This window comes from Gordonia malaquae (assembly GCF_037148075.1).
Classification (GTDB): domain Bacteria; phylum Actinomycetota; class Actinomycetes; order Mycobacteriales; family Mycobacteriaceae; genus Gordonia; species Gordonia malaquae.
The window spans coordinates 238,480-261,121 of sequence record NZ_JBBCUB010000001.1; the positions used below are offsets into that span (position 1 = coordinate 238,480).

The 22,642-nt window shown below is 65.5% G+C and carries 22 protein-coding genes and 4 tRNA genes; 23 read left to right on the top strand and 3 right to left on the bottom strand.

The window, feature by feature from the left end; translation table 11 throughout:
* Positions 1-77 precede the first annotated feature (77 nt).
* Positions 78-569: a YajQ family cyclic di-GMP-binding protein gene (locus WFK36_RS01275; RefSeq protein WP_040519631.1), complete on the bottom strand. Its 492-nt coding sequence runs from the start codon at positions 567-569 to the stop codon at positions 78-80.
* A 93-nt stretch (positions 570-662) separates the two neighbouring features.
* On the opposite strand from WFK36_RS01275, the gene WFK36_RS01280 reads away from it, so the two are divergent.
* The 16 genes from WFK36_RS01280 to WFK36_RS01355 all read left to right on the top strand — a co-directional run bounded on the left by WFK36_RS01280 (position 663) and on the right by WFK36_RS01355 (position 12,299).
* A tRNA-Tyr gene (locus tag WFK36_RS01280) sits at positions 663-743 on the top strand.
* Between the two features lie 121 nt (positions 744-864).
* A tRNA-Thr gene (locus WFK36_RS01285) sits at positions 865-937 on the top strand.
* Between the two features lie 35 nt (positions 938-972).
* Positions 973-1,046: transfer RNA gene (locus WFK36_RS01290), tRNA-Met, on the top strand.
* A 90-nt stretch (positions 1,047-1,136) separates the two neighbouring features.
* A complete protein-coding gene (gene rpmG / locus WFK36_RS01295; protein WP_008377524.1) occupies positions 1,137-1,304 on the top strand; it encodes a 50S ribosomal protein L33 in 168 nt (55 codons plus the stop codon).
* Between the two features lie 231 nt (positions 1,305-1,535).
* Positions 1,536-2,582 (top strand): fused (3R)-hydroxyacyl-ACP dehydratase subunits HadA/HadB, encoded by a 1,047-nt coding sequence (locus WFK36_RS01300; RefSeq protein WP_008377525.1) that lies wholly within the window; start codon positions 1,536-1,538, stop codon positions 2,580-2,582.
* Between the two features lie 137 nt (positions 2,583-2,719).
* A tRNA-Trp gene (locus tag WFK36_RS01305) sits at positions 2,720-2,792 on the top strand.
* Between the two features lie 38 nt (positions 2,793-2,830).
* Positions 2,831-3,202, top strand: coding sequence for a preprotein translocase subunit SecE (gene secE / locus WFK36_RS01310; protein WP_008377526.1), 372 nt, complete (start codon positions 2,831-2,833; stop codon positions 3,200-3,202).
* A 101-nt stretch (positions 3,203-3,303) separates the two neighbouring features.
* Positions 3,304-4,050 (top strand): transcription termination/antitermination protein NusG, encoded by a 747-nt coding sequence (nusG, locus tag WFK36_RS01315; RefSeq protein ID WP_040519652.1) that lies wholly within the window; start codon positions 3,304-3,306, stop codon positions 4,048-4,050.
* Between the two features lie 77 nt (positions 4,051-4,127).
* Positions 4,128-4,562, top strand: coding sequence for a 50S ribosomal protein L11 (gene rplK / locus WFK36_RS01320; protein ID WP_008377528.1), 435 nt, complete (start codon positions 4,128-4,130; stop codon positions 4,560-4,562).
* 97 nt (positions 4,563-4,659) lie between these two features.
* A complete protein-coding gene (gene rplA / locus WFK36_RS01325) occupies positions 4,660-5,370 on the top strand; it encodes a 50S ribosomal protein L1 (RefSeq protein WP_008377529.1) in 711 nt (236 codons plus the stop codon).
* A 424-nt stretch (positions 5,371-5,794) separates the two neighbouring features.
* The gene (locus WFK36_RS01330) at positions 5,795-7,201 is read left to right on the top strand and encodes a condensation domain-containing protein (RefSeq protein WP_336789018.1); all 1,407 of its coding nucleotides are present in this window, start codon (positions 5,795-5,797) and stop codon (positions 7,199-7,201) included.
* On the top strand, positions 7,198-8,559 hold the full coding sequence (locus WFK36_RS01335; protein ID WP_336789020.1) for a condensation domain-containing protein: 1,362 nt from the start codon (positions 7,198-7,200) through the stop codon (positions 8,557-8,559). Before WFK36_RS01330 ends, WFK36_RS01335 begins: the two co-directional genes overlap by 4 nt.
* Entirely contained in the window at positions 8,556-9,839 is a 1,284-nt protein-coding gene (locus WFK36_RS01340; protein ID WP_336789022.1) for a hypothetical protein, read from the top strand. Before WFK36_RS01335 ends, WFK36_RS01340 begins: the two co-directional genes overlap by 4 nt.
* A 62-nt stretch (positions 9,840-9,901) precedes the next feature.
* Positions 9,902-10,738, top strand: coding sequence for a DUF2786 domain-containing protein (locus WFK36_RS01345; RefSeq protein ID WP_336789024.1), 837 nt, complete (start codon positions 9,902-9,904; stop codon positions 10,736-10,738).
* 53 nt (positions 10,739-10,791) lie between these two features.
* Positions 10,792-11,748 carry an L-lactate dehydrogenase gene (locus WFK36_RS01350; protein WP_336789025.1) on the top strand — a complete coding sequence of 319 codons (957 nt, stop codon included), beginning with the start codon at positions 10,792-10,794 and terminating at the stop codon, positions 11,746-11,748.
* A gap of 59 nt (positions 11,749-11,807) precedes the next feature.
* Entirely contained in the window at positions 11,808-12,299 is a 492-nt protein-coding gene (locus WFK36_RS01355; protein WP_336789027.1) for a TIGR04338 family metallohydrolase, read from the top strand.
* Here WFK36_RS01355 and WFK36_RS01360 read toward each other — a convergent pair.
* A complete protein-coding gene (locus tag WFK36_RS01360) occupies positions 12,277-14,298 on the bottom strand; it encodes a CocE/NonD family hydrolase (protein ID WP_419717466.1) in 2,022 nt (673 codons plus the stop codon). The genes WFK36_RS01355 and WFK36_RS01360 overlap by 23 nt on opposite strands.
* Positions 14,299-14,386: 88 nt before the next feature.
* Positions 14,387-15,553 (bottom strand): glycoside hydrolase family 76 protein, encoded by a 1,167-nt coding sequence (locus WFK36_RS01365; protein WP_336789031.1) that lies wholly within the window; start codon positions 15,551-15,553, stop codon positions 14,387-14,389.
* Between the two features lie 287 nt (positions 15,554-15,840).
* Between WFK36_RS01365 and rplJ the strand changes: the two genes are divergently transcribed.
* The 7 genes from rplJ (at position 15,841) to WFK36_RS01400 (ending at position 22,642) form a co-directional block, all read left to right on the top strand.
* Positions 15,841-16,371 carry a 50S ribosomal protein L10 gene (rplJ, locus tag WFK36_RS01370; RefSeq protein ID WP_008377538.1) on the top strand — a complete coding sequence of 177 codons (531 nt, stop codon included), beginning with the start codon at positions 15,841-15,843 and terminating at the stop codon, positions 16,369-16,371.
* Positions 16,372-16,478: 107 nt separating this feature from the next.
* Positions 16,479-16,865 (top strand): 50S ribosomal protein L7/L12, encoded by a 387-nt coding sequence (gene rplL / locus WFK36_RS01375; RefSeq protein WP_008377539.1) that lies wholly within the window; start codon positions 16,479-16,481, stop codon positions 16,863-16,865.
* 398 nt (positions 16,866-17,263) lie between these two features.
* A complete protein-coding gene (locus WFK36_RS01380) occupies positions 17,264-18,556 on the top strand; it encodes an ABC transporter ATP-binding protein (protein WP_336789036.1) in 1,293 nt (430 codons plus the stop codon).
* The gene (locus WFK36_RS01385) at positions 18,553-19,359 is read left to right on the top strand and encodes an MlaE family ABC transporter permease (RefSeq protein ID WP_008377541.1); all 807 of its coding nucleotides are present in this window, start codon (positions 18,553-18,555) and stop codon (positions 19,357-19,359) included. The genes WFK36_RS01380 and WFK36_RS01385 overlap by 4 nt, the downstream gene beginning before the upstream one ends.
* A gap of 2 nt (positions 19,360-19,361) precedes the next feature.
* A complete protein-coding gene (locus WFK36_RS01390; protein ID WP_008377542.1) occupies positions 19,362-20,234 on the top strand; it encodes an MlaE family ABC transporter permease in 873 nt (290 codons plus the stop codon).
* A 6-nt stretch (positions 20,235-20,240) separates the two neighbouring features.
* Positions 20,241-21,557, top strand: a complete 1,317-nt coding sequence (locus WFK36_RS01395) for an MCE family protein (RefSeq protein WP_008377543.1) — start codon at positions 20,241-20,243, stop codon at positions 21,555-21,557.
* Positions 21,554-22,642: an MCE family protein gene (locus WFK36_RS01400; protein ID WP_008377544.1), complete on the top strand. Its 1,089-nt coding sequence runs from the start codon at positions 21,554-21,556 to the stop codon at positions 22,640-22,642. The genes WFK36_RS01395 and WFK36_RS01400 overlap by 4 nt, the downstream gene beginning before the upstream one ends.

Genomic DNA, 22,642 nt, shown 5'->3' on the forward strand with positions numbered 1-22,642 from the left:
AGCCGCTAGGCGAGCCCGCGAGGACTGCCGAGGAGTGAGAATCCCCGCCCACGCTTCAGCGCGGCGTCACGGGCGGACTAGCGGTAGTTGACGAACTGGAGAGCGATGCCGAAGTCCTCGCCCTTGAGGAGGGCGATGATCGCCTGAAGGTCGTCGCGCTTCTTGGACGAGACGCGGAGTTCGTCACCCTGGATCTGCGCTTTGACACCCTTCGGGCCTTCGTCGCGGATCTTCTTGGAGATCTTCTTGGCGTGCTCGGAGTCGATGCCCTGGACGATGTCGCCGGAGATCTTGAACGTCTTGCCGGAGCCGACGGGCTCGCCGGCGTCGAACGCCTTGAGGGAGATGTCCCGGCGGATCAGCTTCTCCTTGAACACCTCGAGACCCGCGAGGGCCCGCTCCTCGGTGTCGGAGGTGATCACGATCTTCTCCTCGCCGGACCAGGCGATGGTGGTGTTGGTGCCGCGGAAGTCGTATCGCTGCGAGAGCTCCTTGCCTGCGGTGTTCAGTGCGTTGTCGACCTCCTGGCGGTCGACCTTGCTCACGACGTCAAACGAAGAATCAGCCATGCTGGGCACACTACACCGTCTCTGAACTGCACGTTTGTGTGGTGGTGGGAGGTTCGTTGTATTCTTTCTCCCGTTGCCTTCGGGCAGCAGCATGGCAGATTGCCCGAGCGGCCAAAGGGAGCGGATTGTAAATCCGTCGCGCAAGCTACACAGGTTCGAATCCTGTATCTGCCACTGACGCGGTACCCGCATGCAGGACAGTTGACCAGCGGTTTTGGTTATCGGACCTGCTTGTGTGTAACCTCGTTGAGGCTCTTACGTCACGGCGACGACATGTCGTCGGGTAGTGAGGCACGCCCCCTTAGCTCAGTCGGTAGAGCGTTTCCATGGTAAGGAAAAGGTCGACGGTTCGATTCCGTCAGGGGGCTCGCTGGTTTCGCTTCGCGAGTTGTGGGACCGACAGGGCGGTGTAGCTCAGCTGGTTAGAGCGCACGACTCATAATCGTGAGGTCGGGGGATCGAGTCCCCCCACCGCTACACATCGAACACCCGGTGCACGCCCCGGCCCAGAGCCTGGGTCGCGATACGGGCCCGATTACAAGCTAGACGCGAAAGTAGGCAAACAAAGTGGCTTCCTCAACCGATGTGCGGCCGAAGATCACCTTGGCATGCGAGGTGTGCAAGCACCGCAACTACATCACCAAGAAGAATCGTCGCAACGACCCCGATCGTCTCGAGCTGAAGAAGTTCTGCCCGAACTGCGGCAAGCACGAGGCTCACAAGGAGTCGCGCTGACTCTTCGTCGCGCCTGCGCGTGACGTGATACAGACCCCTTCAAGCGGGCCACCTCCATGTGAGGTGGCCCGCTTGATTTTGTTTGCACTCCATGGGGGAGTGACAATCGTATATAACGATCGAGTATCGATCCGTTTGTGAGATGAGACCTTGTGTCCGCCGCAGGCCCAGCCCGAAGGCCGCGGTGTTGTGAGACGGCCCGCGGGGGGCCGTGTGAGGAGTGTTCACCAGATGACGCAGCAGATCGCGACCAAGATGACGCCGGAGGAGATCGCGGCGCACTCCAAGTCGGTCGTCGGCTACAGCTATACGGTCGACGACTACTACGAGGTCGGCCGTGAGGAGATCCGCAAGCACGCGCGTGCAGTGCAGGACGACCACCCTGTGCACTGGGACGAGCTGAAGGCTGCCGAGCTCGGCCACGATTCGCTCATCGCGGCTCCGACCTTTATCTCCGTGCTCGGCATCATCGCTCAGCGACGTCTCTTCGAAGAGGTGGTCACCGGGTACGACGTGTGGCAAGTGATGCAGACCGACCAACGACTGGTGTTCCATCAGCCGATCAAGGTCGGCGACAGGTTGATCTGCGACGTGTCGTTGGAGTCGTTCCGGCAGTCGATGGGCACCGACATGATGGTCACGAAGAACATCGTCTGGAACCAGCACGATGAGCCGGTGATGACCACGTTCACCTCGGTGGTGGCGCGACCGTCGGTCGAAGCGGACCCGGCGATGCTCGACAAGCTCGAGCACGTGATGATGAAGGTCGACAACGAACCGCGCACGGCACAGACGGTGTTCGGGCCGTTCGCGAGGTACTCCGACCCGGACCCGCAGGTCGAACCGAAGCCGTACGGGGCCGTCGACTTCGACTCGTTGACCGTCGGGCAGGAGCTTCCCGCGGTGACGAAGGTGCTGACCCTCGGCAACCTGGTCAATTACGCCGGCGTCGCCAGTGATCCGAACCCGATTCACTTCTCGCCCGAGGTGGCAGGTGCGATCGATCTCGAACAGCCGGTGGCGCACGGCATGCAGACGATGGGGCTGGCTGCCGGCGTCGTCAGCTCCTTCGTCGGAGACCCGGCCGCCATCTACGAATTCAACGTCCGCTTCACCAGCCCCGTGTACGTTCCGCCGGTCGGATACGCCGAGGTCGAGTTCACCGGAAAGGTCCGGTCCCTCGATCCTGAGACACGTCGCGGAGTGATCGCACTCGTCGCGAAACAGGGCGACCGAAAGATCTTCGGACGCGCGCAGGCGCTCGTTCAGTTCGCTTGATCGACAGCCGAGTTGGGGCCGACCGCAGGTTTGCTCTACACTAAGTGAGTCTGAGCTTTCACAGACTTCCGCGCTGCCCTGAGGGTGGCGCGTTGGTTTTGTAAGCGACGACCGTATCGGGCCTGAGTCCGGTACAAAGGGGCGTAGCTCAACTGGCAGAGCAGCGGTCTCCAAAACCGCAGGTTGCAGGTTCAAGTCCTGTCGCCCCTGCCCTCGGGCAGTTTGCATACGAAGGGATCGGTGAGAAGGTGGCCAAGCGGGATCGCAAGGCTGGCGACGTCGACGACGCGATCGAGGTCGACGACATCCGGGCCGACGACGAGCTTCGTCCGAGCGGTAAGCGTTCGGCACGTGGACGTCGCGCGGAAGCCGCATCGACGACGGTCGCGACTTCGTCTCGCAGCACCGACACCGGTGCGTCGACGAGCCGCAACCCGTTTGTGCGCATCTGGGCGTTCCTCAAGCAGGTCATCAGCGAAATGCGCAAGGTCGTGTGGCCGACGCGCAGCGAGATGGTCAACTACTCGATCGCCGTCCTCGCGTTCCTGGTGGTCGTGACAGCGATCATCGCCGGGTTGGACATCGGATTCGCGAAGCTCGCGCTTCTCGTATTCGGCTGACACGTGCGAGAGCGGGCGTTTGCGCCCGCGACACTGCGGGGGCACACCCCGTAGTACTGACGGGCCGACGGCCCGGGTGAGCAATGAAGGAGTTGGGCGCAGTGAGCACCCCGGAGAACGACATCGAATCGCCGGAGGTCGGTGACGTGACGCCTGACGAGACCACGCAGGACGCCACGCCCGAGACCGCCGCAACGCCGGAGCCGGAAGCCGACATCGACCCTGTCGCCCAGCTCAAGGCTGAACTGCGCCGCGCGCCCGGCGAGTGGTACGTCATCCACTCGTACGCGGGCTACGAGAACAAGGTCAAGACCAACCTCGAGACCCGTGTTCAGAACCTCGACGTCGGCGACTACATCTTCCAGGTCGAAGTTCCGACCGAAGAGGTCACCGAGATCAAGAACGGCCAGCAGAAGAAGGTCAACCGCAAGGTCCTTCCCGGCTACATCCTGGTCCGCATGGAACTCAACGACGAGTCGTGGAGCGCAGTGCGCAACACCCCGGGTGTCACCGGTTTCGTCGGCATGACCTCGCGTCCGTCGCCGCTGTCGCTGAAGGAAGTCCTTCAGTTCCTGCTTCCGCGAGCCGAGGTCCGCAAGGCGCAGGCCGCGAAGGCCGCCGCAGAGGCGGGCGAAAGCGTCGAGGCTGCCGCAGCCGCCGCGTCGAACCTCGTCGAGGTCGACTTCGAGGTCGGCGAGTCGGTGACCGTCATGGACGGCCCGTTCGCGACCCTGCCGGCCTCCATCAGCGAGGTCAACACCGAACAGCGCAAGGTGAAGGTCCTGGTGTCGATCTTCGGCCGCGAGACTCCGGTCGAGCTCGGCTTCAACCAGGTCGAGAAGATCTGACAGGCCTCACCGCCAAGCGTGCAATGACTTCCGCGTATCCAGCGTGCGCGGATCTGTAGGAAAAAGGACAAGAGGATATGCCTCCCAAGAAGAAGAAGATCTCCGGGATCATCAAGCTCCAGATCCAGGCGGGCCAGGCCAACCCGGCACCGCCCGTGGGTCCGGCTCTCGGTCAGCACGGCGTCAACATCATGGAGTTCTGCAAGGCGTACAACGCCGCGACGGAATCCCAGCGTGGAAACGTCATCCCGGTCGAGATCTTCGTGTACGAAGACCGTTCGTTCGACTTCAAGCTCAAGACCCCGCCGGCAGCCAAGCTGCTGCTGAAGGCCGCAGGCCTCCAGAAGGGCTCGGGCGTGCCGCACACCGACAAGGTCGGCAAGGTGTCGATGGACCAGGTCCGCGAGATCGCGAAGACCAAGGCTGAGGATCTGAACGCCAACGACATCGACGCAGCAGCGAAGATCATCGCAGGCACCGCCCGCTCGATGGGCATCGTCGTCGAAGGCTGATCCCGACTCGGATCGCACCACCAGAACATCCGTGGGAGGGCCGTGCTCGGCCCATTAACCACTAACTCCCGCCCCGTGCGGGGAGAAGGAACAGAGCATGAGCAAGAAGAGCAAGGCCTATGTGGCCGCAGCTGAGAAGATCGATCGCGACAACCTTTACAGTCCGCTGGAGGCTGTGAAGCTCGCACAGGAGACGTCGTCGAAGAACACCGACGCCACCGTCGAGGTCGCCGTCCGTCTCGGCGTCGATCCCCGCAAGGCCGACCAGATGGTCCGCGGCACCGTCAACTTGCCGCACGGCACCGGTAAGACCGCGCGCGTCATCGTGTTCGCCGCAGGCGACAAGGCCACCGAGGCCGCCGCTGCAGGCGCAGACGAGGTCGGCGCAGAGGACCTGATCGAGAAGATCCAGGGCGGCTGGCTCGACTTCGACGCCGCGATCGCGACGCCGGACCAGATGGCCAAGGTCGGCCGTATCGCGCGTGTCCTCGGACCGCGTGGCCTGATGCCGAACCCGAAGACGGGCACCGTCACCAACGACGTGACCAAGGCCGTCAACGACATCAAGGGCGGCAAGATCAACTTCCGCGTCGACAAGGCAGCGAACCTGCACTTCGTCATCGGCAAGGCGTCGTTCGACGCTGCCAAGCTCGCCGAGAACTACGGCGCCGCATACGACGAGATCATGCGTGCGAAGCCGTCGGCAGCCAAGGGCCGCTACATCAAGAAGGTCACCGTCTCGACCAACACCGGCCCCGGTGTGCCCGTCGACCCGGCCGTGTCGCGCAACTTCCTCGACGAGGCCTGATCCAGGTCTGGTTCGAGCAGTAGCTGCATAAGGCGCCTCCCGCGTGAAGCGGGAGGCGCCTTTTTGTGTGCCGAGTACCGATAATTCTTTGTTAACGGGACATGGCCACCGAGCACCTCGGTCGCCGAGCTGGCCCGTTCTGCGCGCGGCGAGCAGAACAGTCGCCGCGCCGAATGTCGTCTGATCAGACGATGCTCCGGGCCGTTCACCTGCTCCGATGGCCGCCTCCGGTGACGTGTGCACACGTCGCGGAAGGCCGTCGCGAGGGCGCACCGACTGTGATCTCCAGGACTTCTTCGGCGGCCCGATGACGCCTGTCACGAGTCTTGAAACGACGCTTCGTCGAGGAGTAGATCCTTTCTCAGGGGGCCGCGAGAACTCGCGAATCTCTCTAGATCCGGGCCAGACTCACGAGGGGGACACAATGGAGTACAGCGAACTCGCCGACTACCCGCTGCACGGCGGTCAGACGATCGGCTGGGTGCCGACAGCGCACGCCGACGCATGGCGAAACGATCACCGGCCGCTCTCGACAGACCATGAGGCACATGTGGCGTGCGCGACCAATGCTCCCGAGGCGGCTGCGGGCTCGTGGATCGGCACCGCCTTCCGCGTTGAGGAACCCCTCGACACGGATGCCTTCGGGGCGGTGATCGGTGAGTGGATCGCTCGTCACGAGGCCTACCGCACCACCGCGGTCCCCGCCGTCGGCGGTCGCGGTTTCACGCGCGCCACAGTGCCCGCAGACGCGATCGCCGTTGAGGCGCGGCGCGCACCGGAGCCGCGTGGAAGCGCCGAGATCTGCAGCCGGATCGAGACCTTCTTCGCCGATGTCGTGTCCGCCGTCCGGTGGCCCCACCTGGCGGTCGTCACCGTCGAACCAGCCCCCGCATCGCCCTGGTTCACCGTGGTGTTCGCCGCAGATCACGCCGTGATGGACGCGTACACGCAGGTCATCGCGATCGCCGAGCTCACCGAGCTCTACCGGGCCCGGGTCCAGGGCCGTGCGCCGCTCCTGCCGCCGGTGGGGTCGTACGTCGACTTCAGCGCCTTCGAACGCGCGGTCGACGACGCACTCGACCATGATCACCCTGTGGTCCAGCGGTGGGCGGGGTTCCTCGGTGCAGACCGCAGACTTCCTGCGTTCCCGCTCCCGGTCAGCCGTCCTACTGGGGACACGGCCCCCGACTTCCAGGCGAGCCTGTCGAGGTGGCTGCTAGACGACGACGCAACTGAGGCGTTCGTCGCTGCGGCGAAGGGATTCGGCGGTTCGCAGACCAGTGGATTCCTCAGCGCGGTCAAGACCGCGCTCGGTCGGCTCGGCGCAGACGGGCTGCGGTTCATCATGCCGATGCACACGCGCAATGCTCCCGAGTTCGCCGTCGCGGCAGGCTGGTTCGTCGGTGTGATGCCCGTCGACGACCCGATCGGACATGCAGCGTCGTTCGGCGAGACGATCGGGGGCACGTCGGCCGCGATCCGCGCCAACCGGGATGTCGTCCCCTTCTCGCTTCCACGGGTGACAAGCATTCTCGACGTCCCGGGAGCGCCGGAGTTCGTGGTCTCCTTCGTCGACGGACGCGCGGTCCCGGGCGCCGACGCCTGGACCGAACACGAGCGAGCCCTCCGAAGCCGTGTCCGCAGCGGCTCCGAGGTGTACCTGTGGATCAACCGCGCTGCGGGCGGACTCAACCTGTCGATGCGGTACCCGAACAACGAGATCGCCGCGTCGTCGGTCCACGCCTTCGTCGCCGAGTTCGCCGCCGTCCTCAGCGAAGTCGTCGAGACCGGCGATGCAGCGCTCGGTCGTCCCGTCCGGATCGTCCAGTGAGGATCGCAGCCGGACGGGAATGGCGACCGGCCACGGGAACTGTCGTCGACTGGACGCCGACCGACGCCACCGTGGACGCGGGCCGGGCAGCTCATCCGCACCCGGTGGGCCCGTCGTTCCTGCAACGGGACCACATCGTCGCCGTTCGAGCCGACCGCCTGGCAGGCCGAGAGCATCACGCCTTCACCTGCGCGACGGTCCCGGTCCCCGAAGTCCTCGATCTCGACCGGATGACGGCGGCCCTGAACGGGTTTCTCCGAGATCACGACGGGTGGCGATCGACGTTTCGTTTCGACGGCGATGACGTGAAGCGCGGACTGGTCGACGCATCCGACATCGAAGTGGCGCCGCATCTGTTGCCGCAGGGCACCGATCCGATCGATCACCTGCACCGGCGCCTGCCCGCAACAGCCGTGTTCGACGTGTTCCCCGCAGTCGCATTCGGAGCGGTGGCACACGACGATTCGTTCGACTTCTACTTCGCGATAGATCACGCGTTCGGCGACGCCAGCTCGCAGGCGATCGGCCTCGCCGAGATCCTGTCGCGGTATCACGGAGACGACGGACCACGGCCCGTCGTCGGCGCGAGCCACATCGAGCACACTGCGTCCGAATACGCCCGTGCCGCAGGGATGACGACCGAGACGGAGTCGGTTCAACGCTGGGAGTCGATCCTCGGCGGGGCCACCCCGGCGATACCGCCGTTCCCCCTCGATCTCGGCATCGTCGACGGGCGGGCGGAGCCGGTGCGGATCGATCAGGTCCGGATCGCCGACGCAGATCTCGCCGAGCGACTCTCCGGCTGGGCGAAGGCGTCAGGCAGCGGGCTGTCGGCGCTCGTGTTCGCGGCACTCGGCGTCACCGAGCGGAGGCTGGTGGGGCGAGAGCGCTATCTGACGGCGACCGTGCTGAGCACACGACATGGTGATCACGTCGCCGCGCAGGGGTGGTACATCAATTTCGTCCCGGTCGCATTCGACGTCCGTACCGACGATCTCGCCGACGTCCTTCCAGACGCGGCGCGTGGACTGGCGGTGGCGAAGGAGATGTCCGCTGACCCAGTCCACGGCGCTCTCGGAGTGCTGATCGGCAAGGGGGTCCTGGACCCGTCGGTGATCACCAACCCCCAGATGGTCTCGTACCTCGACTTCCGGTGGTTCCCGGCGGCCGACCGCCTGCGGGAAGCATTGATCTTCACCGGGGAGGGCGTCACCGACCACGCGTCCATCTGGATCAGTCGGACCGACGACGGGCTGTTCGCGGCCACCCAGCGGCCGGACAATCCGATCGCCGAGGCGTCTGTCGCGAAGTACTTCGACACACTCGGCGACGTGCTGGCGTCGGTGGACCAGCGGTGACCGGAGCCGCTGCGGGGCGATTGACCGCCGACGACAACCTGTTCTTGGTGATGGAACGCGTAGTCGACCTCCCGGTTGTCAACCAGGTGGTGTGGCGCCTCGAGTCCGACGTAGACGCCGACCTGGTGAATCGGCTCGGCGACGGCCTGCGCGCAGGAAGACTGTCGAGGCTGGCGGTGCGGACCGCAGGCCCGACGCGCGATCTCTGGAGATTCACGCCCGACGCGGGAGTCGTCGCGACGTCGGAACTTCAGGTCCGCCCGGGTGGAGAGGGCGACTGGGCACGGACACAGCTCGAGGCGCCCGTCGACAGCGTCGCCGGGCCGTCGTGGAGGCTGACTGCGGCGCCGACCAGTGACGGTCGGGTGCTGGTCTCGCTGGTGTTCTCCCATGTCGTCGCGGACGGGGGTGCGATCCTCGCCGCGGTCGACGAGGCTGTTCGTGGACGTCCGCGGCCCCTGGATGTCGACGGTGGACGTCCTGTCGCCGACGCGCTGAGCCTGAGCCGAGCAACGGTCTCGGCCGCACGCGAACTGTTCCGGAACAGGGGGGCGAGCGCGGCGCGGGAACCCAGGCCGATGGCCGACGACGTACCGTTCACGTGTCCAACGATCGCCGTCACCGTGGATTCGGATCTATTCGACGCGACCGCACGGGGAGCGGACGGTACACCGAACACGCTGTTCGTGGCGCTTGTGCTCGGTGTGCTCGAGCGGTCGGGGCGCGTGGCGACCGGTGACGCCGTGCAGATCAATCTGCCGGTGTCGACTCGAGGCGAGGACGACCTGCGGTCGAACGCGTCGTCGGCCGCGACCGCGGATGTGACGGTGTCCGACGACCGATATGACGATCTCTGTGAGCTGCGGGCATCGTGCAAAGAGGCGTACGTCCGCAGAGAACGAGACGTCGACCCGTTCGTTTCGACGGTCGTCGTCGCCCAAGCGCTGCCGGACGCAGTCGTCCGGCGGCTCGCCGCGGGTGCGGGGACTCCGCTGTGTCTCGCGTCGGCATTGGGCGACCTGCCGTCGTCGTTCGCGACACTCGGCGGCGCGACGACGGGGCCGGTGGCGATGCGCTCGACGACTGTCGGCGCGTCGGCCGCGCAGTTGGCGGCGGCGGGCGGCGGCGTCAGCGCGTGGTCGTCCCGGACGCCCGGCGTCGTCACCCTGTGCTTCGCCGGCCTTGATCCGCTGGCGATTCCGGATCGACAGCGCCTCACGGATCTGGTTCTCGGCGAACTCGAGCGCTGGGACCTGCCCGCGCAGGTGTGGTTGGACTGAGATGTGCGGACCTGTGGACAGAGCGATCGACGGTGTCGGGGGACGTCGATAACCTGTGGGACATGCGCGACGACAAGCTGCTCACCCGCATCGCCGGACTGCTACGGCAGGCGGAGGGAACCGATAATGAGCATGAGGCCGAGGCCTTCATGGCCGCCGCTCAGCGGTTGGCGACGGCGTCGTCGATCGACCTCGCGTTGGCGCGGGCACACGACCCGGCGGCACGAGCGGCCGCTGTCCCACTGACCCGACAGATCACGATCGGCGAAGCCGGGAAACGCGGACTGAAGACCTACGTCCAACTGTTCGTGCAGATAGCCCGTGCCAACGACCTGACGTGCGACGTGGCGTCGAACTCGACATATGTCATCGCGTACGGGTTCGAGGCCGACATCGACGCGACCGAGGCGCTGTACTCGTCGCTGGTGATTCAGATGGTCGCGGCCAGCGACGCGTACCTGAAGTCCGGTGGATACAAAGGGCAGACGGCTCGGCAGGTGGTCACCGTCGGTTCCGGGTACTTCCGTCGGAAAGCTGTCGAAGAGAAGCCGCTCTCGCCGATCACCGCCCGGCTCAACTTCCAGTCGGCGTTCGCGGAACGGATCGGACGTCGGCTTCAGGAAGCACGGGACGAACAGCGCGCCGAGGCGATGTCCGTGGAGTCGGCAGTCGCAGACGAGAGATCGGGATCCACGGCGCTCGCTTTGCGGAACAAAGAACTGGAGGTCAAGGACTTCTATTCACAGGCGACGACGGCGCGCGGCACCTGGCGTCCGACGTCGGCGCGCTCGGGTTACTCGTCGGCGGCTCGGCAGGCGGGCGATCGGGCCGGTCGCAGGGCGCGGTTGGGCCCCGGCGAACCGACGTTGCCGAGCGGTCGCCGCAGGATCGAACGCTGAGGGGTTCGGCGGTAACTCGTGCCAAGCGGTCTCATCGCGGCTACCGTCTGAGCATGGAGGTCAGCAGGCTGAAACTCACTGTTGTCGGAGCAGGTGCAGTCGGAACCGCGATCGCGTACGCGGCGCTGATCAGGGGAGTCGCCCGGACCGTTGCGTTGCTCGACGTGAACGAGGCGAAGGTCGAAGCGGAAGTGCTCGACTTGCGGCACGGCCTCGAATTCGTGCCCGGCGCCACGGTGATCGGTGGCAGCGACCCCTCGGTGGCGTCCGACTCGAACGTCGTGATCTTCACGGCCGGTGCAAAACAGAAGCCGGGGCAGTCCCGTCTCGAACTCGCTGAGGCGACCATCGAATTGACTCGTCGCGCACTTCCGCCGATCGTGGCGGCGGCGCCCGACGCCGTGTTCATCATGGTCACCAATCCCGTCGACGTCGTCACGTACGCGGCGTTGAAGTTCACCGGTCTCCCGCCGAACCGCTTGTTCGGGTCGGGAACGGTACTCGACACGTCGCGGCTCCGGCACTTGCTGGCGATCCACTGCGGTGTCGCGGTCCAGAACGTCCACGCGTACATCGCCGGCGAGCACGGAGACAGCGAGATACCGCTGTGGTCGACCGCCACCATCGGCGCGGTCCCGCTGGACCAGTGGCGACCGTTGGAGGGACGAGACCCGCTCGACGCCGCAGTCCGCGAGCAGATCCGACGTGATGTCGTCGAGTCGGCGTACCGGATCATCGCAGGCAAGGGCGCCACAAACTATGCGATCGGGCTCGCCGCCGTCCGAATCACGGAGGCGATCTTCGGGGACGAACACCGCGTGCTGCCGGTTTCGACGCTGATCGCCGACGGCCCCGAAGGTATCGATGACGTCTGTCTCTCCCTGCCCACGATCGTGGACGCGCGAGGTGCAGGCGAGCGGCTGGCGGTGTCGCTCTCAGACGATGAGGCCGCCGGACTCCGTGCGTCCGCTGACACCCTGCACCGGACACAAGCGCACTTCGACTTGTGACGATCGCCCCGGGGTGGACTCGCGCTCGGAATCCGAGGGGCCGTCGGTAGGGTGAGCGGGTGCGAGATGCGAACCGGGGGAGGGTGTACGAGACGGAGCGGATCGCGCATCGCCTGATGGACCGTCCCGGTGGGGAAGCGCATACGGTCCAGATCGCGGGCACAACGCTCACGGTCCCCGCGGAAGCCAAGTTCGGCGACGTCGACGCGGTAGCCCGGTACGTCGACGGCGTCCTTGCTCTCCGTCCGGTCCGCGAGCGCTTCGTGAACGCGGCCACGCCGGTACGGGTCCGTCGCAGAAGGGGCAGCCGCGCAGCGCACTACGAAGCGTCAGGAAACGTGATCGCAGTCCCCGACTCCGCGGAGGGGACCTGGGCCCTGCGTGAACTCGTGGTGCTGCACGAAGTGGCGCATCACCTGGATCCGAGGGACGACGGTCAGATGCACGGAGTGTCGTTCGTCGACACGCTCATCGACCTCGTCGGACTGGTCCTCGGACCGGAGGTGGGTCTGGTCTACCGGATCCTGTTCACAGAGGCCGGAGTGCACTGACGACCGGAACCGGATCGGCTCCGAGAGCGCCGTCGGTCTGGAAGGTCAGGTAGCTCGGCTTGTTCGGGTCGAGCACCAACTGCTGACGACGGCCGCGCGCCTTGATCAGGTCCGGCACGATCGTCAGGTAACGGGGCAGGCTGGCGGCGTAGACGTCCACCCGCAGGCGATGCCCAGGCGCGAGCACGGCGTCGGTCGGGACAAGATCTATGTCGATGCGGACCGGCTCGTTCGCCGGGACCGGAAGACGCCGCTCTCTGGAGAGGTAGTGCACGGCGTCGAGAAGCACACCGTCGGGCGTGTACGTGGACCGCGAAGGATCGAGAGCACGATTCGACGAGGTCAACGCTCCATTGGTCAACACGCGGGACGTGCCGTCCGGCGCCACGTCGTTCACGGTGACCGCCCAGATGCCTTCGTGCGCGGTGGTGGCGACGTTGAGACGAAGGTTCATCTCGCCGGACAGTTGGGTCGGCTCGTCGACGGCCTCGCTGGTGAACGACAGTGCGCCGTGCTCCTGATAGCGGGCGTCGACGGAGAAATCGTCGCCGAGGACGATCGCGGCTCCGGCAGTGACCTGTGCCAGGTCTCGGGACCGGAATCCGCGAAGATCCGGGCGTACGTGCAGGGCGCGACGGCGATGAGCGGGTTCGGCGGACAGCCCTCCGTCGTGGCGGGTGTGCGCTGCGGTTCCGGACGAGTCCTCGGTGAGGAACAGTCTGCGCGGGGTCACTTCTGAACGAGGGAACGCGGTGCCGCACGACCACATGCCGCCCTGCTGCTCCATAGTGACCGGGCCGTAGTCCTCGACGCTGTTGTCGATGCCCTTGAGCCACTTGTCGAACCACGCGCGCTCGAGCACGTCGAGGCGAGGCGGACGGTGCGGTGCACCGTGATCGCATCCCGGATCGAGGTGATAGCCGTCGGCGACGAGCATCTGCTTGCGACCGGGCGCCATCTGCAGCTTCTGGTAGACGCGGGTCGCGCTGCGGCCGAAGAGGTCGTGCCATCCGCCGATCGTGAACGTGGGGCACTCGATGTTCTCGATGATCGGATTGCGTTCGGTGAAATACGGGTCGTCGAAGATGCGGTCGTCGCGTGCCGTCAGGAAGCCCCACATCAGGGACGGCATCTCAGACGCCGGTGACTTCACGCGATCTCGGAGCCACCGATAGGCGTCGCCGCGCAGCAGGTCGGCCACGCCGGTCGCCGGATTCGGCAGCCACTTGAGGCCGTTGACGAGCGCCAACCACAGTGGGATGAATGCCGATGGCATTCCACCCGTGATGTAGACGTCCCGGACCACGTCTTCGCTGCCTTCGACCGCGAACACCGCCTTGAGGGCGGGCGGGCGATGGCTGGCGGCCTGCAGTGAGTTGATCGCCGAGTACGACCATCCGGTCATGCCGACGTTTCCGTCGCACCATGACCGCTTGCTGATCCAGTCGATGACCTCGATGGAGTCCTGTTGCTCTCGAGGCGAGAGGATCTCCCACTTGCCGTGCGACGAGCCGGTGCCGCGGACGTCGACGATCACCTGCACATAGCCCGAGCGGACCAGATTCCGGTTGATGCCGAACACGTCCCACAGCCCGGTGCCGAATGTCCTGCCGATCCGGGACACGCCGCCGAGGGCGCCGGAGTCGGCGGTCATCGCGTTGCTCGCGGTCCGAACGGCGTTGCCGATGACCGGTGCGTGAAGACCGTGGTCGATCGCGTCGAGCACCGCGCGGTTGTACGGGTTCACGTTGAGTACGGCGGGGAACGGCGTCTTGACCGGTGTGCCGAGGACGTTCGCCGGCCGGACGACGGTGGCGCGCAGGCGAGTGCCGTCGCTCATGTCGAGCGTGATGCTGCGGTCGATGTGGACCCGCGGGTACGGCTGACGACCTTCGACTGCCGCTCGCCATTCGCGCGCAGCGGTTCCGCCGTCGGCGTCGCGGTAGGCGGGAACACCGTTGCGGTGGAGCCCGGCGAACTCGCCGTGGCCGGCGCTCAACTCCAGAGTCACGCTCGATCACCCTCTCGTCTGTGTCCCACATCACTCGCGAACGTCATTCCATTAAAAACGAAGGCATTCCAGATGCCTAATCGGGAGTGGCGTAACCGTTGTGCTCCGGTGACCGGTTCGTTACGCGTGCTGCGGCTTCGAGGAGCATCGTGGCTCCGACCTGCACAGACATGTCTCTCTCGGGGGTCCTCGACGATGCGACCGCGCCGCCGAATTTCTGTGCCGTCGGCCCTTCGGTGGACGGCACAACGGCCTGTGTGGACCAGTCGGGGCCGAAAATCGGGAGCCCGTCGACCTCGGCGCGGTGAGTCCACGCGGCGTCGGCGCTCGCAGTGACGATCGCTGCGGCGCGGGCGCGGACGTCCGATGCGGTGTCTGGAAGATCAGTCGCCACCAAAGCGAGGTAGCGGGCGAGGATTCCGCCGAACAGTCCGCCGTCGCCTCCGCCGGCACCGCGGATGACGCCGTCGACGGTCATGCGGTCGGACACCGCGTGGAGCAGCGTGTCGATGCGTGACAGATGGAGGGGATCGCCGCTCAGTCGATAGGCCTCGACGTCGGCGCCGAGGACGACGCCCTGGCAGTAGGTGAAGACTGCGTCGTCGAACTCGCGGGTGCCGTCGGCCCGTCGCCACAGGCCGTCGCCGATCAGACCGGACGGGAGAGTGAGGTTCTCGTGCAGCCAATTCGCCATCTCGATCGCGCGCTCGGGACGTCCGGCGCGCGCGAGAAGGATCGCGGCCGGTCCGTTCGCAGGCGCATTGAAGAAGTGATCGGTGGTCCGCCAGGGGATCCCGCCGCCGAGCTCGGGAGACCAGCCGTCGTACATGACGTCCCGAAGGGTGCGGAGCCCACGAAGATGACCCGTGCCGGTGCGGCCCGGCAGATGCCGGTCGAGGCGTTCCATCGCGAGGCCGAGCCACGCCATGTCGTCGTAGTAGTTGTTGGTCCAGCGTCCGACGTTGCGGATCCGGATGCCGCGCAGGAGTCGGACCGCGTCGGCGCCGCACCGTTCGTCATCGCGCAGGACCGCGCCGTCGACGAGGGTGTCCACCAGGTGTGCCTGCCACCAGTAGTTCCAGGACGACGTGATGCGCTGTTTGGACAGGGGCCGACCAGCGGGCGGCCATGCGACGACGCCGATCCTGGTGAACGGAACCCAGCCGCCGAGTCTGCGGAGGTGGCGGGCCCGAAGGGCCTCCTGTGCGGCGGCGGCCCGCGTCGATTCGACATCGTCGGTCATAGCCGTTAGCCTATTGGGCGACGCACCGAGTCCGCTCGGTGCATCAAAGTTCAACCAGAGACCGTTGGTCATCGTGGACGAGAGTCCCGATCGAAGGTCCGGCTCCGGCCGGCGACCCACGCAGGATGAACGAGGAATACCGCCGCCACACTCTCGAGTTGGCTTCTGTACGCCCCGTGCCTCCTGTGCCCGGGGCGTTTTCGCTTTCTTGCGAACCAACGGAATCTGGGTCCGATTCGACTCGGTGGAACCGGGTCGACGTGAAGTGACACGAGAGGAGGCGAAGTATGGCTAAGGCCGAAAAGGTTTCTGCAGTCGCAGAGATCACCGAGCAGTTCAAGGGCTCCAACGCGGCGGTCATCACGGAATTCCGTGGTCTGTCCGTCACCCAGCTGGGAACCCTGCGTCGCACGCTCGGTGAAGGTGCAACCTACTCCGTCGCCAAGAACACCCTCGTCAAGCGTGCCGCCGCAGAGGCGGGCGTGGAGGGCCTCGACGAGCTGTTCACCGGTCCGACAGCGATCGCATTCATCGAAGGCGAGCTTCCCGAAGCTGCCAAGGCGATGAAGACGTTCGCCAAGGAGAACAAGAACCTCATCATCAAGGGTGGCTACATGGACGGCCGTGTGCTGTCCGTGGACGAGGTCGAGCGTATCGCCGATCTCGAGTCCCGCGAGGTTCTGCTGGCAAAGCTCGCCGGTGCCATGAAGGGCAACTTGGCAAAGGCTGCAGGGCTGTTCAACCAGCCTGCGTCGCAGGTCGCGCGTCTCGCCGCGGCTCTGCAGGAGAAGCAGGAGGCCTCGGGCGACGCCGCCTGAGACCTCACGCTCTCCACCCAGACCGGCGCGAGCTGGTCGAACACCCATGATCGGGCCTGCATCGCAGGCGCCCCCGCACCGGCGGGGAATTACGGAAGGACGCCACCATGGCGAAGCTCACCGCTGACGAGCTCATCGAGCAGTTCAAGGAACTGACCCTGCTGGAGCTCAGCGATTTCGTGAAGAAGTTCGAAGAGGTCTTCGAGGTCACCGCTGCTGCTCCGGTCGCCGTCGCTGCTGCCGGTGCTCCGGCTGCCGGCGCCGACGCCGCTGCTGAGCAGGACGAGTTCGACGTCGTGCTCGAGTCGGCCGGCGACAAGAAGATCCAGGTCATCAAGGTCGTCCGTGAGGTCGTCTCGGGTCTGGGCCTGAAGGAAGCCAAGGATCTCGTCGAGGGTGCTCCGAAGGCTCTCCTGGAGAAGGTCAGCAAGGACGACGCCGAGGCTGCCAAGGCCAAGCTCGAAGAGGCCGGCGCCAAGATCTCGCTCAAGTGATCTGATGCCGTCGTACGACGGCGCTGAGGCCGCCTAGGCGGCTTCGAATCGGGCCCGCAGGGACTTCCCTGCGGGCCCTTTTCGTCGTATTCGGTGTCCGTAAATCCACCTATGTGAAGCAGGCCACATCGGCGTGTCGGATCGGACCGCGTTCACTTTGGCCTAACCCGCTTCTTCGAGTATTCTCAGCTCACAAAACAAAAGTTACCGCTGAGTAATGGCATCGCAGGGCTGGTCACCACAGTGATCCGAAGGTGTGTCATACCACGCGGTGGGTTACAGTGACCGCAGCCACAAACGGCACACCGGAGTGAGCGGGGGCTAAAGCTCGCAGGTTTCGTGTCCACGGATGGGCACAACAGAAGCCATTCGGTATCTGAAACGTCTGGAGGGACGCAGTGGGAGTTGAGGTCACAGTCGAGGGACTCACCAAGTCGTTCGGCTCACAGAACATTTGGCGAGATGTCAGCCTGACGCTGCCTGCGGGCGAGGTCAACGCTCTCCTGGGTCCGTCCGGTACCGGTAAGTCGGTCTTCCTGAAGACGCTCATCGGCCTCCTGCATCCCGAGCAGGGCTCCGTCATCATCGACGGCACCGATATCACCCAGTGTTCTGCCAAGGAGCTGTACGAGATCCGCAAGCTGTTCGGCGTCCTGTTCCAGGACGGCGCGCTCTTCGGCTCGATGAGTCTGTACGACAACATCGCCTTCCCGCTTCGTGAGCACACGAAGAAGAAGGAAGACGAAGTCCGCAAGATCGTCATGGAGAAGGTCGAGCTGGTCGGTCTGGCGGGCGCCGAAGACAAGCTCCCCGGCGAGATCTCCGGCGGTATGCGCAAGCGTGCCGGCCTGGCCCGCGCCCTCGTGCTCGACCCGCAGATCATCCTCTGCGACGAGCCCGACTCGGGTCTCGACCCGGTCCGCACCGCGTACATCTCGCAGCTGCTGATCGACATCAATGCGGAGATCGACGCGACGATCCTCATCGTCACGCACAACATCAACATCGCCCGCACCATCCCGGACAACATCGGCATGCTGTTCCGCAAGGAACTCGTCATGTTCGGTCCGCGCGAGCAGCTCCTCACCTCGGAGCAGCCGGTTGTGAAGCAGTTCCTCTCCGGCGACCGTTTCGGTCCCATCGGCATGTCCGAGGAGAAGGACGAGTCGGTCGCAGCCGCAGAGGCCGCGATGCAGGCCGCAGGCATCTCCGGTGGCGGTACCTCGGACGACTTCTCCGAGATCATCCCGCAGGTGCAGCCGAACCCGGGCATGCCCGTCCGCAAGGCCGCCATCCGCCACCGCGCCAACGTCCTCAACATGCTGCACACCCTCCCGGAGAATGCGCAGCACGCGATCCGCAACTCGATCGCCGAAGAGGACCGTCGTGCAGCGGAGTCGCCTGAGACGTCGACCACGCTGGTCGCGCTGTCGCAGACCGACTTCAGTGATCCGAACGCCGTCTACACCGGACTCCCGGGCGGCCCGGAGGGCGTGTACGTCGCTCCGACCGACGTGCACGGCAACGCTCAGGCGAACCAGGCGACCGACGTCGTCACTCGCCCGGATCTGGCGAAGACCGCCGTCGCTCAGCCCGCGGGCGACGACGCGTTCACGCAGCCGATCGACACCTCGGCCATCGAGACGGCGATCATCGACCAGTCCAAGGGACAGGGGAGTAACCAGGCATGACGAGTGCCACCACGCGTGGCGTCGACAAGCTCGCGAAGGCCGGGGAGGGTGCTCTCACCCAGACCGGCAACATCGTTCAGCTGTTCGTCGACGTCGCCCGCCAGCTCTTCGTGCGGCCGTTCCAGCTGCGCGAGTTCATTCAGCAGGCCTGGTTCATCGCCAGCGTCACGATTCTGCCGACGGCGCTCATCGCGATCCCGTTCGGTGCGATCGTGTCGCTGCAGACCGGCTCGCTGATCAAGCAACTCGGCGCTGAGGCGTACACGGGCGCGGCGAGCGTGCTCGTCGTCGTCCAGCAGGGTTCGCCCCTGGTGACGTCGCTGCTTGTCGCTGGCGCCGCAGGATCGGCCGTTGCGGCCGACCTCGGTTCGCGAACCATTCGCGAAGAGATCGACGCGATGGAGGTGCTCGGAATCAATCCCGTCCAGCGCCTCGTCGTGCCACGCGTGTTGGCTATGGTCCTGGTGGCCGTCCTCCTCAACGGACTCGTCGCAGTCGTCGGCATCGGCGGCGGCTACTTCTTCAACGTGATCGTGCAGGGCGGAACGCCCGGTGCGTATCTGGCCTCGTTCGGCGCGCTCGCGCAGCTGCCGGACCTCTACATCTCGACGCTGAAGGCCGCGATCTTCGGTGTCATCGCCGGTGTCATCGCCGCATATAAGGGCCTCAACCCCAAGGGCGGCCCGAAGGGCGTCGGCGACGCGGTGAACCAGAGCGTCGTCGTGACGTTCCTGCTCCTGTTCTTCGCGAACCTGATCATCACGGCCGTGTTCCTCCAGATCGTCCCGGCGAAGGTGAGTTAGCCATGACACGTGGTGTGACAGTCTCCAAGAGCCGCCCGGAGTACTACCTGTACGAGGCGCGCAAGCAGCTCGGCAAGCCGTTGAAGATCCTCGACGGCGCCGGCGAACAGATGTCGTTCTACGGGCGCACGCTCGCGTGGATTCCGAAGACGCTCATTCACTACACCCGCGAGGTGATGCGCCTCCTGGCTGAGGTCGCATTCGGCTCGGGTGGCCTCGCGGTCATCGGCGGCACCGTCGGCGTGATGGTCCTGATGTCGGGCTTCACCGGTGTCGTGGTCGGCATGCAGGGCTACGCGGCCCTCGATCAGATCGGTTCGCAGGCACTGACCGGCTTCTTGTCGGCGTACGTCAACACGCGTGAGGTCGCGCCCCTGGTGGCGGGCCTGGCACTGTCGGCGACGGTCGGCTGCGGTTTCACCGCCCAGCTCGGCGCCATGCGCATCTCCGAGGAGATCGACGCCCTCGAGGTCATGGCGGTCCCGTCCATCCCGTTCCTCGTCAGCACGCGCGTGATCGCGGGCTTCGTCGCCGTCATCCCGCTGTACGTGCTCGGCCTGATGGCCGCGTACCTCGCCTCGCGCACCATCAACACGGTCTTCAACGGTCAGTCGACCGGTTCGTACGACCATTACTTCAACCTGTTCCTGCCACCGGCCGACGTGCTGTGGTCATTCGGCAAGGTGCTGGTGTTCGCGTTCGTCATCATCCTGGTGCACTGCTACTACGGCTACTACGCGAGCGGTGGTCCCGCAGGCGTCGGCGTGGCCGTGGGACACGCGGTGCGCGCAGCTCTGGTGCTGATCGCGGTCATGGACTTCTTCCTGGGCCTGGCGATCTGGGGAACCACCACGTCGGTCCGAGTCGGAGGTTAGGAAAACGTGGCGACTGCAAAACGCAGGCTGCTGGGTCTGGTGTTCTTCGTCGTGGTCTTCGGACTGCTGGCGGCGTCGATTCTGAAGTTCCAGGGAACGTTCGACAAGTACACGACGGTCACCCTGCAGACCGACAACGCGGGCAACGCTCTCGCGGAGAACTCCGACGTCAAGGCGCGCGGCGTCATCGTCGGCACCGTCCGAAGCATCAAGGTGCAGCCGGGCGGCAAGGCACTCGTCGAACTCGGGCTCGATCCCGACAAGGCCAAGGAACTGCCGCAGGGCACCACGGGCCGAGTGCTGCCGAAGACGCTGTTCGGTGAGCGCTTCGTCTCGCTGACAGTGCCGACCAACGGCCACGGATCGCTCACCGACGGTGAGACGATCAAGACTGACCCCCGTGGCAGCGCCGCAGAGGTCGAGGATCTGTTCGACGCGCTCATGCCGGTCCTGAAGGCGATTCCGCCGCAGGACCTGAACGTGACGCTGACATCGATCTCGCAGGCCATCGGCGGCAAGGGCAAGCAGCTCGGCGGCACCATCGACCGGCTGAACACGATCTTCAAGCGCGTCAACGCGAACATGGACGACCTGCAGGGCACGCTGCGCGGCCTCGCCTCGTTCTCGCAGACCTACTCCGAGGCGCTTCCCGACGTGATCGACGCGCTCGATTCGCTTCGCGTCACCGGCAACACGCTGGTGGAGCGCCAGGGCGACTTCAGCACGCTGATCTCGACTCTCGGCGTCGCGGCGACGGACACCACGAAGTTCCTGCGGAAGAACCGTCGCGACCTGTTGAACCTGGCGATCGACTCGGAGAAGTTCTTGGTCCCGCTCGCACGGCAGTCCCCGACGTTCACCTGCATGTTCCACAACTTCGCGACGATCGTCCCGAAGGTCGGCGACATCGTCGGCAAGGGCACCGACAATCCCGGTGTCCGCGTGAACCTGCAGTTTGTGAACCCGCGTGGACGCTACCTGCCTAATCAGGACGAGCCGCGTCTGCTGTGGCGCGACCCGCCAGCCCGCTGCTACGAGCCCGCGACCAACGGTCGCCCGTTCCCGCAGTACCCGGGCGGTGGCGTGCCGGACGGCTCGTACCAGCCGCCGTCGCGCAACGCAGGTCCGACGACGTGGCCTGAACTGCCCCAGCCGCAGTTCAGCAGCAGCCCGTCCGGAACCGTCTACGACGACCCCGACTACGTCAAGCAGATGCAGATCGTGTACGGCGCCTCGAGCGGCGTGCAGCCTGCAGACGTCCCGACGTGGGTCACTTACATCGGTGGAGGAGCAGTGCAGGGAACCGAGGTGGCGATCAAGTGAGATCGTTGACAGCACCCCTCATCAAGCTGGTTGTGTTCGCGGTGATCACTGCGATCGCGACCGCCATGCTCGGACTGACCATCGCCAACGCCGGCGGCGGCGGCCGAACGGGCTTCAAGGCAGTCTTCAACGACGCTGCGATGCTCAATGCAGGTGACGACGTCCGCATCGCCGGTGTGCGTGTCGGTCAGGTCGAGAGCGTGGAGATCACGAACCGCAATCAGGCGCTCGTGACCTTCAACGTCGACCGCGACTCGCTGCCTGCCAGTACCAACGTGTACATCCGTTACCGCAACCTCACTGGACTCCGGTATGTCGCTCTGGAGAAGGGCGTCGGCGATGCGACCCAGACGGTCGGCAAGGACTTCACGTTCGGTACGGATCCGAAGGTGCAGAACACGCATCCAGCCGTGAACCTCACGGAACTGTTCAACGGCTTCCGTCCGCTGTTCAAGCAGATCACCCCGGATGACATGAACAAGCTCGCCGAGACCGTCATCAAGGTCTTCCAAGGCGACATGGACACGACGATCAGTCAGTTGATCACCCAGACGTCGGAGCTGACGAACGCGCTGGCCGACAAGGACCAGGTGATCGGCGACATGATCACGAACCTGACGAAGGTCCTCGACACCGTGAACCGCAATGACGACCAGTTCACGAGCTTGCTCGACAACACGGAGAAGCTCGTCACGGGTCTCGCCGCACAGCGTGGCTCGGTCGGTTCGGCGGTCGCGTCCGTCTCGAACCTGACGACGGTCATGGGCTCGATCCTGTCGAAGACTCGTCCTGCGATTCAGGGCGACATCGCAGGCATCAAGTCGCTGTCCGACCAGCTCAACGATCGCAGCGACGAGGTCGAGAAGGCTCTCACGAACCTTCCGGTCAAGCTGCAGAAGATCGGTCGTGCGGCCACGTTCGGCTCCTGGTTCCAGTTCTACCTGTGCGGCATCGACGTCGTCGCGGGCAACGGCAAGTCGACGCTGCTGACGCAGCCGCTGGTCGGCCTTCCTGACATCAACCACGTCCTGTACACCAGTGCCGCAACGCGGTGCTGGAAGGACAACAAGCGACCGGGGGAGTGA